We start from the raw sequence: 15251 nt of genomic DNA, 5'->3' as shown, positions 1-15251 counted from the left end.
GGGTCCCGCACCCGGTTGATGGGGAGACCACATGGCTCGATTTCGTTCGTTACTCCGGTTCGGCCTCGCCGTTCCGGTCGTGCTGTCGCTGGCCGCTTCGTTCGGCACCGCCCCCGCGTCGGCGGCGGCAGTGCCCCGAGCCCGGTCCGCCGCGCAGGCCGAGGACGCGGACGTCCCGACGTACGTCGTCAACACCAGGACCGACCGCCGCACGATCGCGGAGGTGCGGCAGGCCGTCACCGCGGCCGGTGGCACCATCGTCGTCACCTACGACAGGATCGGCGTCATCGTCGCCCATGCGACGAACCCCGACTTCGGCGCGCGGATGCGCGCGGTGCCCGGGGTGCGGTCGGCGGGGGCCACGCGGGCCACGCCGCTCAGCGCGGCGGGAACGAACGACGAGGGTCCGGTGCGCCCGCTCTCCCGGGGTGAGGCCGCGAGGCTCGAGAAGGCGGCCGGTGAGGGTGCCGAGCCCCTCGAAGCCGAGCAGTGGGACCTGCCGGCGATCGGCGCGGACAAGGCCGCGAAGATCAACCCGGGCAGCAGAAACGTTACGGTGGCCGTGATAGACACCGGCGTCGACGACACCCACCCGGACCTCGCCGCGAACTTCTCCCCGTCGCAGTCCGCGAGCTGCGTCAGCGGCAAGGCCGACACCACCTACGGCTCCTGGCGGCCGGCCGACGTGAACTACTTCCACGGAACGCACGTGGCGGGCACGATAGCCGCGGCCCGCAACGGCGTCGGCATCGCGGGCGTGGCCCCCGGTGTGCGGGTCTCCGCCATCACGGTCTCCCAGCCCATCCCGCGCCAGCTGATCTACGCCGAAAGCGTCGTCTGCGCCTTCGTGTTCGCCGCCGACCACGGCGTGCAGATCACCAACAACAGCTACTACGTGGACCCGTGGCAGTACAACTGCCTGGACGACCCCGACCAGAAGGCCATCGTCGACGCGGTCAACCGCGCCCAGCTGTACGCGCAGCGCAAGGGCACCCTCAATGTCGGCGGGGCCGGAAACTCCAACGGCGACCTGTCCACCCTGCCCGGCGCCGGCGGTGCGGCCCCCGGTGGCTCCGCCCCGGCGAAGCGGACGCTCGCCCCGCGCACCTGCTGGGACGTGCCCGCGCAGCTGCCGGGTGTCGTCATGGTCAGCGCGACCAGCGCGACGAACGCCAAGGCGTACTACTCCAACTACGGCCTGGGCGAGATCGATGTCGCGGCGCCGGGCGGCGACCAGTACCAGGCCGCGGACACGCCGTCCGGATCGGGCGGCATCCTGTCGACGCTGCCGGACAACCAGTACGGCTACGAACAGGGCACGTCCATGGCCACTCCCCACGTCGCCGGTGTGGCCGCGCTGCTGAAGTCGGCTCACCCGCAGGCGACTCCGGCCCAGCTGCAGACCATGCTCAAGGCCCAGGCGGACAACCCGGGGTGCCCGGCGGACCCGTACGACTGGAACGGCGACGGCGTCGTGGACGCCGTCTGCGCGGGCGACCAGCGCGTCAACGGCTTCTACGGATACGGCATCGTCAACGCATTCCGCGCGGTCAAGTAGCCCTTACCGCGCGGGACTTCTCCGTACGTCGCGACTGTCCGCGCGTGAGGTCGCGCGGGCCGCGCCGTCCAGGACGGTGCGGCCCGCGAGGGCGGCCCTCGTTCCTCCTCGGCTCTACGGAGCGGTGGGAAGAGCGAGCGCGTCGGCGGGAAGAACCTGTTCACTCTCCTCGTCGACCAGCGAGACACGAACCGCCGGGCTGGGTGCGGTGTCGATGCTCGCCGTGAGGTCCAGGGCGAACAGCACGCTCACCGGGCGGGTGCCGTGCGGGTCCGGGTACGTGCCCGCGTAGCGCAGCACACGCCACCCCTCGTCGTCCCAGTGGTCCAGCAGCGCCGAGCGGACCACCGGCCGCGCGGCCTGCCAGGCCAGGGAGTGCTCCAGCAGTTCCACGGACGCGTCGACCGGCACGCGTACGCCGGCCGACGACGGCAGCGGGTTGCCGAACAGCCTGAGCCTGGCCTTGCGCACCGGCAGGAGCCACAGGTGATCCAGGTCGGAGGAGACGGCCGGCAGGAGAGCCGCCGTGACCAGGAGGAAGAGCAAGGACGCGGCCGGGTGCCCGGAGACCTCCGACCACCAGGTGGTGTCCGCGGTGGCCGCCGCCAGACCGCCGGCCAGGACCAGCCCGGCCCTGATGAACGACCGTGCGCCGATGGGGCCCTCCGCGCGGGCACCGCACCCGCAGGACGACTCGGGCGCGGTGGCCTTGGAGTAGGCGAGGTAGCCCGTGAAGCCGAGGCCGAGCGCGGCGGTGGCGGCGCCGGGAACGACCGTGGTGGGGGCGGCCAGCAGTGCGGCGGCGAGGGCCAGTTCGGCCGCGCCGAGGACGCGCAGGGCGAGCGTGGCCCGTCGGCTGCCGTGGAGCACCCGTACGAGCACGGTGTTCGCCGCCAGCCGGGAGGTGTGCCGTCCGAAGAGCTTGCCCGCGCCGGCCGGTGCCAGCAACAGTCCGCAGACCAGCGGCGCGAGGGCGGAGACGACCGGGATCATGGAGCCGCCTCCTTCAGTGCCCGAGAGTCAGGCGGGCGATGTCGATGTGGTTGTCCGCGGGCCGCCAGGCGCCCAGCACCTGAGCGGTCTGGCCGATGCGCATCCGCGAGAGATCCGAGGTCAGTGCGCCGCCGAGGTAGGAGGCGGTGGTGGTGGCGGGCACGATCCGGCCCACCAGTTCGTGGTTGCCGTGTGCGAGGTGCAGCCGGTCCTTGGCGATGCCGCGGATCGTGCAGTGGACGTTCACGATGTTGACCCACACCGCGTCCGCGGCGATCGTCCCGTCGGGCATCGTCACTCCGCGGGCGTAGAGCCCGTCGCCGGACTCGATCGCCTCCGCGGTGGTGGTGCGCAGCTTCCACACGCTCGTGGCGTTGGTCAGCTGGATGAGATGGCGCTCCCCGTGCGAGCCGGCGACGTCCAGCACGCCGCGGTTGACGGCGACGACGCGTCCTTCGGCGAAGGCGGCCCGGATCGCCGGGTCGAGCGAGGGCATCGGCGCGGCGAAGGCCGCCTCGGCGTCGAGGCCGCCCAGCGCGGACGCGCCGACGATGGTGGCGCCGCCGATGGCGGCCGCGGTGAGGAATCGCCTCCGGTCCAGACGGCGCCCGCCGGACTCCTGGTTGTGGCCCATGTCGTCCCTCCTGCTGTGTCTGCTGCTCCTGCCGGACTGTTCCTGGTCCGTGGTGAGCCCCGGACCGGGGTCGCTCGTGGATCCGGGCCCGGTCACTCGTAGATGTAGACGGGCAGCAGGCCGGAGCTGAGGCTGCCGATCGCGGAGTACGCGGCCGGGGTCAGGTCGACGACCCGGTTGGTGCGGCACGTGCCGCTGCAGCACGTCGCCTCACCGCAGAAGCTCTGGGTGCGCGGACCGCAGTCGGCGAGCGTGACGCACACCGTGGCGCCCGAGCACTGATGCCGGATGTTCATGACGGAGCCGCAGGCCCGGCGCGGCATGTTCTCGCCGCACAGGTCGGGCCGGGTGATGTTCCAGCAGGCGGAGGAGAGGTTGGGCCAGGCGGCCATGTTCTTGGAGGACTGGCACGTGCCGCAGGCGCCGGTGTTCTCGCTGCCGCAGGAGCCCCAGGCGTTGCCACAGCAGAACCAGGTGGCTTCGCCCGCCCAGAGGTAGGTCGATCCACAAGCCATGTCCGTTCCCTTCGTGGGGGAGGTGTCGTGAACTGTATGACCGGTGCATGACAAGTCGACGATGCTCGAATGTCGCGCCGGGTGTCGCGGCGATGCCGTAAGCGCTCCGATGGAGTCGCGCATGACGAAGACCGCGGTCGTCTTCACCACGGGAGCGGGAACGTTCCGTGCTGTGCCATGCCGATGATCCGGCGGACCGTGCGCTGGTGGGCAGCCCGGACGGGCCTCGTGCCGCGTCGTGCGCGTCGTCTGAAACGGCGATGCGGATGGAACGGCCCCATGATGCCGCGTCTCTCCCCGTGACCGGAAGAAGCGTGCGGGGCCAATCCGTTTCGGCCGCCACTCGTGCCGACGGCCCCGTCAGTCGCCCAGGATCTCGTCGTTCGGATCGAAGGTGTGGTCGTCGACGGGCAGGTGGTCGAGGATGCCGGAGTGGATCTCGCCGGTGAGCACGGAGCGGATGAACCGGGCGCTGGACACCGGGTGGTACTTCCACTCCGGTCCACGGCCCGCGTTCGCCAGACCCCCGGTTGCCCGACGCATTGTCCGGGGACCCTGGCCGTGATGCCCTGCCCTAGACTGTCCGGGTCACGGTGGTGAACTGCCCGCAGGGCAGGCGTGCGTGACTACGCCTCATGTACGGGTGTGGGTGAGGGCGCAGGTGTGGCGTGCTGGGGCCGGTGGTCCCGTATCGCGTCGGAGGATGCGTCCGCCCCGGCCCCTACAGGCCTACGAGTCGACGGGAGACCCCACGTGCCGTCCCAGGACAGCGCTCGCCCGAACCCCTCGTCCGGCACGTCCGGCGCCGGTTCCGACGGGCCTCGTTTCGCCGATGCCTTCCGGCGCCGGCCCGCCACGCCCCGGCGTCGGCTGCTGCCGGAGAGACGCGTCTGGACCACCGTGGCCGGTGCGGCGGTGGCGACCGCCGTCGTGGCCCTCGCCGTGCCCGCCCTGGGCCGGGTCACCTTCGTGTCGGACGAGCCCGCGGCCCACGTGGCCGCCGTTCCCGCGCCCAGCCGTACGGGCCCCGCATCCGCGGCACCGGCCGCGCCGGCCGCCTCCGGCACGCCTTCCCAGGGCCCCGCGTCCGCGGCGCCGCCGCCGACCCCGGGCGCCCCCGCGCACATCGCGCCGCCGCCCGTGAACCGGACGCCCGACGCGCCCCGGACACCCGACAGCGGCGGGACGCGGGAGCCGGGGGCGCCCGCGCAGCCCCGGCCGAGGGAGACGACGGCACGTCCGGCGCCGAAGCCGACCAAGAAGGCCGCGCCTCCGCCGGCCGGATCGCTGATCGTGGGCATCGGTTCCCAGCGCTGCGTCGACGTCTCCGGTGGCATCCCCGTCGACGGTCTCCAGCTCCAGATCCACGACTGCGACGGACGGGCTCCGCAGCGCTGGGAGTTCCGTGGCGACGGATCCCTCCGGGCCATGGGCATGTGCATGGACGTGGCCTGGGGCTCCTCCGACGACGGCGCCTCCATCCAGCTCGCCCGGTGCAGCGGCAACCCGGCGCAGCGGTTCGTCATGAGCGGCGAGGGCGACCTCGTCAACCCGCAGGCGAACAAGTGCGTGGAGGTCAAGGGCCGGTCCACCGGCGACGGTTCCAAGCTGCAGCTGTGGCGCTGCACCGGCAACAGCAACCAGAAGTGGCGTCTGGGCTGAGCCGGTGCGGGCCGGCGTCAGCGGGCCGTGCTCCCGGCGGCGGGAAGCGCCGCCGGGACGTCCGGCTCCGGGACGTCCAGTGCGCAGAGCGTCACCAGGTCGTCCTCCGTGGGGAGTTCGATCTCCGCGACCCGGTACGCCTGCCGTTCCGTCATCGCCTGGAACACCTGACGGGCGGACCGGCCGTTGCCGAACCGGCCGTCGCGCGGCATGTGCCCGAAGTAGGCGTGCAGCATGCCGCGGGCGTTGTCGGTGAGGTGGTACTGGTGCGTGGACGCGTGCTGTTCGACGATCCGGACCAGCTCGGGCGTGCTGTAGTCCTCGAACAGCAGAGTGCGGTTGAAGCGTGAGGCGAGGCCCGGGTTCGAGTCGATGAAGTGCTCCATCTCGTTCGGGTAGCCCGCCACGATGACGACCACGGCGTCACGGTGGTCCTCCATCAGCTTCACCAGGGTCGCGATGGCCTCCTGCGCGAAGTCGTTTCCGCCGCCTCCGCCGGCCGGCGCCAGCGAGTACGCCTCGTCGATGAACAGCACTCCGCCCATGGCCTCCTGGAAGACCCGCTGGGTCTTCGGGCCGGTGTGGCCGACGTACTCGCCGACCAGCGCGGAGCGGTCCGCCTCCACCAGGTGGCCGCGCTCCAGCAGGCCGACGGCGGTCAGGATCCGCCCGTACAGCCGGGCCACGGTGGTCTTGCCCGTTCCGGGGTTTCCGGCGAACACCAGGTGCCGGCTGAGCGGCGGCGCCGCCAGCCCGGCGGCCTCGCGGCGCTGCACCATGCGCATCAGCTTGACCAGCGAGGCGACATCGTGCTTGACGCCCTCCAGTCCGATCAGCCGGTCCAGTTCGGCGAGCAGGCTCTCCAGGCTCTCCGCCTCGTCCTCGCCGGTTCCGTCCGCCTTGCCGTCGTGGTCGGCGCCGCGGTTCCCGTCGGCCGCGGCGGTGTCTTCCGTGCCTCCGGTGCCCGCGGGGACCTCCGCGCCCCGGCGGGCCGGAACGCCGCCGGGACGCGGCCATACGGCGTTCGCCACCCGCAGCGACACACAGTCCTCGGTCACCGGAGCCGCCTTCGGATCGGCGTTCAGGTCCTCCTCGGCGTCCCGGACCCGGACCCGCCGCAGCTCGGGTGCCGCGCCCGCGCCCACGTACACCGCCGGGTAGCCGGGCGCCACGATGTCCACGTCCTCGAAGGTGCCGCCCCCGCCCGGCTCCACCACCAGGCCGTTCTTCCCGGCGGCCGTCACGCGTACGTCCCGCAGCCGCGGTCGGGAACCCGCGGCCACCACGATCCCGGAGCCCGCCGCGTCCCGGATCTCCACGTCCGCCACGACGGGCCGGGCGTCCTCGCCCACCACCAGGGCGGCCGTCCCCGCCCGCAGCAGCCGGGCCCCCTCCAGCCGCACCTCACCCGGTCCGAGGGCCACGGCGGCCCGCTCCACGTCGGACACCCGGCAGTCCGTCAGTTCCGCCTCGCCCCGCGGCCCGGAGACTGTCACGCCCCGGTGGCAGTGGGCCACCTCCAGGCCGGCCACCCGGGCCCGGACGTCGCCCGCCAGGTCGAGGCCCGACATGCCGCAGCCGGTGATCCGCGTGTCGGAGAGTTCCAGGGAAGCCGAGGCCACCGCGTGCACCCCGTGCTCGGGCGACCGCGCGACCCGCAGGGCGTCCACGACCGCCGTGGCGCCGTCGCCCACATGGACGGCGCTGTAGCGGGTTCCGGTCACGGAACAGCCGGTCAGGCGGACCGCCGCGTCGTCGGTGGCCAGCACGCCGTTCGCTCCCGCGTCCCGGACGTCGGTGTCCGCCGCCACCAGTTCCGCCGTGTCCCGGACCGCCAGCGCCGTTCCTCCCGTACGGACGATCCGGACGGCGGCGAGCCGGAGCAGGGCGCTGCCGCCGACTGCGGCCCCGGAGCCGGCGCAGTCGCGCAGGGCGCAGTCCCGCAGCTCCGTCTGACCCGTGCCGGTGACGCTCAGCGCGTCGGCCCCGGCGCCGGTCAGCTCGCATCCGGACACGCGTACGCCGCCGTCCCGGCCGGGGTGCGCCTGCTCGTACAGATCTCCGTCCGGGTCCGACTTCGGCCCCTGGGCCTCGTTTACGGACAGCGGGGAGCTGCCGAGGACGCGTACGGCCTCCGCACCGCAGTCCCTCAGCCGGGAGTCCACCGCGTCGACGGCGGCCGAGTCCTCCACCAGCAGTCCGCTGCGGCCGGGTGCCTCGACGAGGCTGCCGCTCAGCGTCAGCCGGGCGCGTTCGCGGATACGCAGCGCCGAGCCGGTCACCGCACGCACGGTGGTGCCGGTGACCTCCAGCGCCGTGTCGCCGCCCGCGACCAGGCCCGTGCCGGTGATGCCGGCGAGCAGACACCCGTCGAGGCGCACCGTGCCGGTGGTGCGCAGCAGCATTCCGGCCAGGTGCGCGCCGCGCAGGGTGAGCCCGCGCAGGGTGGCGGCGGCGTCGCCGAGCACGTCGAGCCGGCCGTCGATGACACCGCCTCCCGTCCACGTGCAGGAACCGCCGGACAGCACGACCGCCGGCCGGTCGCCGACGGAGCCGCGGACCGTGATTCCGGCCAGGTCCGCGCGGACGCCGGGGGAGACCTCCAGCACCGGGGCGTCCGGTTCGGCGTCCGGGCCCGGCCCCGCGCCGGGAGCGGCCAGGACGACTCCCGGCGCGGCGCCGTCCGGGTCCACCGGGTCCGCGGAGTCCACCGGGTCCGCGGAGTCCACGGGGCCCGCCGGGTCCTCCGGGCCGCCGGCCGCCCGGAGCGTGACGTCCCGGTCCAGGCGGAGCCGTTCGCGGTGGACGCCGGGCGTCACGAACACGGTGTCGCCCGGTTCCGCCGCCGCGAGGGCTGCCGTGATGGTCGTGTACGCCGCGTCGGCGCCGCCCGGTACGGCGCGGCGGGCGGCGGGGCGATGCGGGGCGGGCGGGGTCACGGGGTTCCTCCGTGGGGCGGGCGGGGCGGACGCGGCGGGGCGGGCGGGGGAAGGGAGCCGCCCGGCCGCAGCCGGTCGATCCGGTGGTTGATGTGGTCCGCGGGGAGGCCCTCCGTGCTCAAGCGGGGGAACTCGGCGCGGAGTTCGGACAGCCGGTCCTCGGCCTGCTCCAGCGCGTCCTGGGCGTCCTGGACCCGGCGGATCGGCTGTTCGAGCTCCGGGGCGCCGGAGGCCGACCGGTGGTTCAGGGCGCGCCAGTCGCGCGTCTGGAGGTCCAGGCTGTGCTGTGCCGCCTCGAGTTCACCGCGCGCACGCGTGATCTCGGTTTCGGCCTCCGCCATCCGCCATTGGTGCTCGATCGGGATCGTGCCGCGCTCGTCCGGTACCGGTGGGGAGCCTGTGCCCGAGTGACCGGCCTCGTCGGAGCCACGGGGGCGCTTGGGGTCCGGGAGGGACGTGTCCGCGTCGTCGGCCTCGTCGGCGTCGCGGGGGCGCTTGGCGGGCCGGGGAGCATCGAGCCCGGTTCCGTCGCCCGCACCCGTACCCGCATGCGCCGCCCCCTGGGGTCCGGACCCGCCGGGCCCGGCGTGCGCCGGGCCGGCCGGGTCGCCGACCCGCCAGCCGCGGCCGTGGTCCCAGGTGAGAAGGAGCGGGTTCGCGCCGCGGCCCCCGGACGCGGTGGCCGGTACGGTGTGAAGGACGCCGTCGCCGCCGGTGACCTGGATGTCCCGGCCCAGCGCCGCCGCGTACCGCTCCAGGACGAGGAAGCCGCCCGGGTCCACGGCGAACCGCTCCCCGCTCGCGATGAACCCCTGGAGGGTGTCGGAGGGCGGGTGGACGCGGCCCAGGGACAGGCGCGTGAAGAAGTCCTCGACGCCGATGCCCTCGGCGCCCAGGCGGTCGAGCAACGGCTTGAAGTTCTTCTGTGCGAAGTCCTTCATGCCCTTCGCGGTGGTCGTGCGGGCGGAGGGCCGTTGGTCGAGCGCGTCCACGACCTCGTTCAGCAGGCGCTGGGGATCGAGGGGCGGTTCGCCCGCGGAGGCGGGGCGGCCCAGGGCGTCGAAGAGCGAGCCGGGTGGCCGCGGCAGCTGTGTTCCCGGGGCCAGGTGCTGTGCCTTCAGGTAGCGCAGGTGGCGCAGCAGCGTCATACGGTCGTTGGCCAGGGCCATGTCGCGGGTGGAGAGCCGGAGTTCGTCGGGGGTGATTCCGGCGTGCAGTCCGTCGCCGCCGGGCACGGACGCCGAGACCGCGTAGCCGGGTGTGTTGATGTCGGTCCCCAGACGGGAGTCGAGACCGCTCGCCACGTTGCCCGCGTCGCGGGTGGGCGGCGGCGCGACCGGACCGTCGTGGGCACCGGGCGTGGGGTCGGTGAGACGGGCCGGCCGAGGGGCGTGCGTGTTCGGGAACAACGGGTCCTGGCCGGTCCTGACTCCGGTGGCACCGTTGCCCAACGGGTTGTCGGGGCGGCCCGTCCACTCGTCCCGGTGATCGGCCGCGTTGATGTTCTTCCGGGCCGTTTGCGCGTTGGACTGTGTGTCCGACGCGCCGACCAGCCGGTCGATCGGGTTCTTGATGTTCTCGGCGTGGTCCTGGGCCAGCTTTCCCTTCAGCTTGACGTCCGCGATCAGCCGCACCACGTCGGTCGGCACGGCGGCACCCCGCACGTCGTTGACGAAAGCCGCCCCGCGCTCCGGCAGAGCGGTGTTGCCGGCGGCGACGGCCCGCTGGGCGGGACGGTCGTCCAGTGCGGCGAGGGCGTCGTCCAGCAGCTGCGGGTTCCTGGCGTCGGCCAGTTCCTTGCCCTTGGACGTCGGCGGCGTACCGAGGTGCTCGGCGAAGGAGCGGAGAGCATGCGTGTTGAAGCCCGTGTGGGAACCGGGGCTGTCCAGGAAGTCGGCCAGTCGCCGGATCGCGTCCCGGGCGGCCGGCAGTTCGTGCACCGGGAGCGGGGGTCCGCCCGGGCGCAGGGAGTCGGCCGCCCGGCCCAGCAGGTCCCGGCTCCCGTCGAGCGTGTCGTGGGGGCGCGGCAGCCGCCGGTCCAGCTCCCAGGCGTTGAGCCGGTTGAGCCGCTCGCTGAGGGTGGCGAACTCGCCCGCGCCGTCGCCGAACCGGACCGGCGCCGTGCCCGGCCGGGAGAGCAGGGTGGCGGCGGCGTCCACGAAGAGGTTCGGCTCGGGAGCGTAGGGCAGTTGCGGGTGGATGCGCGCGAGCCGCGTGCGGGTGTTCATGTCGTGCTCGATGCGCTGGAGCAGACCGGGCAGTTCGTCCGGCGTGATGACCGGCGGGGTCTTCGGCTCGGGCTCCTTCCCCTTGCCGCCGCCCTTGGTTCCCTTCCCCTTGCTGCCCTTGGCCTCCGGTCCCTTGCCGCCTCCCGCGGGCTCCTTCGCCTTGCCGCTGCCCTCGGCGTCCTTCGCCTTGATTTTCGCCGGGGCGTCCGAGAACTCCTTGACGATCTTGGCGTTGATCTCCTCCACCAGGCGAGCGGTCGCCCCCGGCGAGGTGAGGTCGGGTGCGCGGTAGCCGCCGGCCATCATCAGCGGGCGCAGCGGCGGTTCCGGCGTCCCGCCGGCCGCGCGCACGGCGCCTTCGTCGGGCATGCGCAGCGTCTCGTCGAAGTACTGGAAGACGTGCCGGCCGTCGGGGACCACGTGCGGATGGAAGTCGAAGTCCATGATGGAGAAGTAGGGGTGGAGGTTGTTCTCCATCATGCCGCGCGCCAGGTGGGTGCCGGCCGCGCTGTCGAGTACGGCGTTGCGGACCGTCCCGTACTTGAAGTTGCCCTTGGCGTTGTACGGCACGTGCACCAGCGCCAAGGGGTGGGAGAACCTGGCGCCCTCCATCGCCTCGCGCATGGCGGTCTGGAGGGCGGCCCTCACGGCATCGGGCCCGTTGACGCCGATCACGACCGCCACGCGCCCGTCGAAGCCGTGCAGGCCCGCGTCGACCGTGTTCAGGAACCTCTGGAGACCGCCGCCGGCCAGACCGTCGAAGTGCACGATCGCGTTGACGACGAACCCCAGGGGCCGGGATTCGGCCACGCTTTCGCGGACGAAGTCCAGGTACTGCGCTTCGTTCAGCGGGCCCGTGGGCGGGCTGGTCCGGCCGGGCGGGCCGTTGCGGAAGGCATCGTTGACGAGTACGTGCGGCGGTTGCCGGGGGCCCTGGTGGCCGGGCGGCGTCCACGGGTGGGCACCGCCGCCCCCTTCGGCGGACACCGCGTCCTGCGACCGCGCGGGCGGGTGGGCACCGGCGCCCGCGTCCATGTCCACGTCCATGGCGTCGTCGGCCACGCCGGGCCGGGGCGCCGGAGGGGCGTGTCCCGTGCTCCCGTGCGGTACGGCGGCGAGGTCCAGGTCCATGACGTCGTCCGTGATGTCGTTCACGAGGTCGTCCACGGAATGCTCCACCGCGCCCGGCGGCGGCGTCGGAGCGTGTCCGGCGAGGCGGCCGGGGGTGGGCGCGCCGCCGAGGGCGAAGGGGCCGCGTTCGTGCATGAGGCGACCGAAGACGCTCCGGATCTCACGGAGGGTGGCCGCCGGATCCATGCCGAGCCCGCGCAACGTGTCCTCGGCCTTGTCGAAGACCTGCTCGGCGCGGGCGTACGCGTCCCAGGCCTTCTGGTGGGCGGGGGAGACGGTGGAGGGGGCTCCTGGCTTGCCCGGCGGCGCGAAGTGCTGGAGTTCCTTCTCGGCATGGCCGAGCCGGCTGATCGCCTGTTCGTAGGACGCCCAGCCGTTGAGGCGGGCGGCGGCCAGGGGGCCGGAGGTGTCGCCGATCACGATCTGACGGGCGGCGTGGAACCGGCGGTTGATGGTGATGACCGCGTCCTGGGCGCCCCACCTGTTGGTCGGCGGCAGGGGCTCCGGGCCGGACAGACCGTCACCGCCGATGCGCGAGGCCGGGCCCCCGCCGCCGCGGACCGGCGGCGGGCCGGGCACGGCCGAGGCGGGCACGGGCACGGCGCCGTCCCCGGCGGAGGGGTGCGGTGCGGGTGCGTGCGGGGCCGGGGCCGGAACGTGGGCGGCGAGGTCCGGGCCGCCCGTGCGGCCCGGGCGGGCCACCAGGTCGAGGGCGGCGTCGGCCGCGCCGCGCGGCGCGGTGCCGGCGGTGTCCAGCGCGGGGCGCGCGGAGACCGCGCCGGCGCTCTCCGCGCGGACGCCGCGTACGCCGGTGGCGACGGGCGGCGGACCCGCCGGGCCGTCGCCCCGCAGCAGACTCAGGGCCAGCTCCTGCGGGTTGAGGGCCGGTGCGGCGGGCGCGGGCGGCGGGGTGGTGCTCCGCCCCGGTACGGGCACGCCGTCGCCGGACGCCTTCGCCGCGGTGTTCACGGACGGCACGGAGGTTCCGGAGCCACGGACCGGGGCAGGGATCGGAGCCGTACCCGGGGTGGGCATGTGCACCGCGCCCGTCCCGGGGGCGGGGAGGGTGCCGGTGGCCGGGGCCGCGTGGGCCGCGCCGGAGCCGGGGACCCCGGTCGCCGGACCGGGTACGGGATGCGCCGCGCTCGCGTCCGGCGCCCGGACCACCGGACCCGGTACGAGGTGTGCCGCGTCCGCGCCCGCCGCCCGTACGGCGCCGCCGCCCACGTGCGTGGCCGCCCCGGCGCCCGCGACCGCACCCGGCAGCCCCTGCGCCGCGCCCGTACCGGGGACGTGGCTCACCGGGGCGGCACCGACCGGGGCCGTGGCGGCGATGGCGTGCGCGTCGATCGTCCGTACCGGCGCGTCGCCGATGCGCAGCGAGATGCCGTCCGCCCGGATGCCGGTGACGGACACGTCGCCCAGCGACAGCGCGTGCAGCTCGCCGAAGGTGAGGCCGTCCAGGTCCTCGGCGTACCCGACCGCGCCCCGCGCCATCGACACACCGTCGCCCACACCCGCCACCGGCACGCTGGAGACCCCGGCCGCTCCCGGGTGCACGCCCACCGTGGTCTGCGGGGCGGTGTGCGCGAGCGGCGCCGGGGTGTGGGCGTCGCGCAGCAGGTCGATGGCGGTGTTGCCGTTCACCAGCAGGTTGCCGTCCAGCCGGACCTGACCGCCTGCCAGGTCGGCCTGGGCCACCAGGTGCGCGCCGCCGGACAGTCCGCCGGGGACGCTGAGACCGCTCGGCGTGGTGGTCATCCCGTGCGGTACGGGCGGCAGTTGCAGCGCCGTCCCGGGCGTCGGCGCCGTGAGCCCGCCCGGCAGGTGTATCCCGGTCCCGGGCGTCGGCACCGCGCCGACCACCGGGGCGGCCCCGAGACCGTGCGGGACCACCGTCCCCGGTCCGGTGTGCGCGCCGAGGCCCGGCAGTCCGCGCAGCCCGTTGAGGCCGCCGAAGCCGAGCGAGCCGAGATCGACCGTGGGCAGTTTCGTCAGCGACAGGTGGACGAGGTCGGCCGTGACGGTGAACCCGGCGCCCGCCCCCGGCCGGAACAGCGCGCCCGGCGACGGGACCCCGAAGAGGCCGTTCGCGCCGAACCGCACCCCGGGCGGAGCCAGCGGCGGTACGGGCACCAGCGCGCCCGGCGGGATGTGCGCGAGGGGGCTGCCGCCGCGCACCGCGGCGTCCACCCGGCCCGCGTTGAGGAGCAGCGCGTGCAGGTCCGGCTGGGCGATGCCGAGGACGCGCTCGCCGAACGCCAGGCGCGCCGCGCCGCCGATGCCGAGCACGCTCATCTCGGCGAAGTTCAGCGGGACCAGCGCGGCGACCGTGAACCGGCCCAGCCGCTGCAGGTTGACCACGGTGTAGGCGCCGATCCGGCCCCAGGCACCGGAGGCGCCTGCGGTGGCCGCCTTCCAGTCGCCGCGGACGGTCACCACCAGGCCCTTCCAGCCGCCCTGCCCCACGGCGACGATGCCCCGGCCGATCGCGGCCAGGTCGAAGTGGAAGGAGGCGCCGATCTTCGCGCCCACGATCATCGGAAGGACCACGAAGTGCGGCAGGCCGGTCAGCCGGGCGATGTTGCCCGCCTGGAAGGTCAGTCCGCGCAGCGATCCGGCGAGACCGGAGGCGCCCCCCTTGAGGGTGTTGCCCAGGCCCTTGAGGAGCGCGCCGACGTTGATGCCCTTGGTGCTGGGGAAGAGCACCCCGAGGAAGGCGAGGCCCAGTTCGAGGCCACTCGCCTTGCCCTGGCTGAAGTCCACGATGGTCTTGATGAGCAGGGCGGCGTTCATGCCCCAGGCGAGGATGCCGAGGATGCCGCCGGTGAACACCGCGATCACCGAGATGATGATCGTGAGCCACTGGAAGACTTCCCAGAACAGGTCGCAGTCGCTGACCGGCTGCACCATCAGGGTGCCCGCGTGGTGCAGCGCGTCGCGCAGGTTCTTGGCGGCGGTGGACACGTCCGAGGCGGCGCTCTCGGCGCGTTCCTTCATCGTCTCGCGCGCGGGATCGTCCTCGGACAGGCCCTGGGCGGTGCTCAGCGCCTGGTCGGCCTCCGCCTGCGCGTTCGTCACCGCGGTGGCGTACGTGCGCAGCGCGCCCTCGGCGATACGGAAGGACTCCTCGACGCGTCCGACGAACCGGTGCAGGTGCTCGTCGACCACGTCGCGCAGGGCGTCGGCGGTCTTGCCGATGAACCGCTGCCCGTCCCCGGCGGTGTTCTGCAGCTCGCGCAGGCCGTTGTTGACGACGCCGGCCGAGTCCGCCAGGTCCCGCATGGCGTCCGCGATGGCCGTGAGCGTGGCCGGGTCGCCCGGCGTGGGGTCGGACCCTCTGCCGAGGGCACTCCAGTCCCCGGGGCGTGACGCCACTGTGCCTCCCGGCCCTCTCCTCGTGCCCGTCGCCGACACCTGGTCAACGCAGCGGAGGCTACTGTCGGTTCATGCTGTGACGTATGTCACGGTACGCCTCTCGGGCGGGCCACCCGAGTGAACCGTCCGCGTCCGGCGTGCGTTGTACAAGGGGACGTCGCCCCGGCACGTCCGCACGAACCGCCCGTAACGCCCGTACCGCCCCGGAGGAGT

7 protein-coding genes are annotated in these 15251 nt (G+C 74.2%); 2 read left to right on the top strand and 5 right to left on the bottom strand.

Going from position 1 to position 15251, the window contains the following annotated elements; translation table 11 throughout:
* The first annotated feature begins 31 nt into the window (after nucleotides 1-31).
* A complete protein-coding gene (locus tag ABZ693_RS08745; protein WP_359874897.1) occupies nucleotides 32-1558 on the top strand; it encodes a S8 family peptidase in 1527 nt (508 codons plus the stop codon).
* A gap of 114 nt (nucleotides 1559-1672) precedes the next feature.
* Here the strand turns inward: ABZ693_RS08745 and ABZ693_RS08740 are convergent, their stop codons facing one another.
* The 3 genes from ABZ693_RS08740 to ABZ693_RS08730 form a co-directional block, all read right to left on the bottom strand.
* Nucleotides 1673-2551, bottom strand: a complete 879-nt coding sequence (locus ABZ693_RS08740) for a MauE/DoxX family redox-associated membrane protein (RefSeq protein WP_359874895.1) — start codon at nucleotides 2549-2551, stop codon at nucleotides 1673-1675.
* A gap of 13 nt (nucleotides 2552-2564) precedes the next feature.
* Nucleotides 2565-3185, bottom strand: coding sequence for a twin-arginine translocation signal domain-containing protein (locus ABZ693_RS08735; RefSeq protein ID WP_359874893.1), 621 nt, complete (start codon nucleotides 3183-3185; stop codon nucleotides 2565-2567).
* A gap of 92 nt (nucleotides 3186-3277) precedes the next feature.
* Nucleotides 3278-3700, bottom strand: a complete 423-nt coding sequence (locus ABZ693_RS08730; protein ID WP_359874891.1) for an RlpA-like double-psi beta-barrel domain-containing protein — start codon at nucleotides 3698-3700, stop codon at nucleotides 3278-3280.
* Between the two features lie 753 nt (nucleotides 3701-4453).
* Between ABZ693_RS08730 and ABZ693_RS08725 the strand changes: the two genes are divergently transcribed.
* Nucleotides 4454-5362, top strand: coding sequence for a ricin-type beta-trefoil lectin domain protein (locus ABZ693_RS08725; protein WP_359874889.1), 909 nt, complete (start codon nucleotides 4454-4456; stop codon nucleotides 5360-5362).
* 17 nt (nucleotides 5363-5379) lie between these two features.
* Here the strand turns inward: ABZ693_RS08725 and ABZ693_RS08720 are convergent, their stop codons facing one another.
* Together ABZ693_RS08720 and ABZ693_RS08715 are read right to left on the bottom strand one after the other, a co-directional pair.
* Nucleotides 5380-8301: a right-handed parallel beta-helix repeat-containing protein gene (locus ABZ693_RS08720; protein WP_359874887.1), complete on the bottom strand. Its 2922-nt coding sequence runs from the start codon at nucleotides 8299-8301 to the stop codon at nucleotides 5380-5382.
* The gene (locus ABZ693_RS08715; RefSeq protein ID WP_359874885.1) at nucleotides 8298-15038 is read right to left on the bottom strand and encodes a putative T7SS-secreted protein; all 6741 of its coding nucleotides are present in this window, start codon (nucleotides 15036-15038) and stop codon (nucleotides 8298-8300) included. The genes ABZ693_RS08720 and ABZ693_RS08715 overlap by 4 nt, the downstream gene beginning before the upstream one ends.
* Nucleotides 15039-15251: the final 213 nt, after the last annotated feature.

This window comes from Streptomyces laurentii (genome assembly GCF_040635425.1).
Taxonomy (GTDB): domain Bacteria; phylum Actinomycetota; class Actinomycetes; order Streptomycetales; family Streptomycetaceae; genus Streptomyces; species Streptomyces laurentii.
This window is presented reverse-complemented; position numbering and strand designations above follow the sequence as displayed.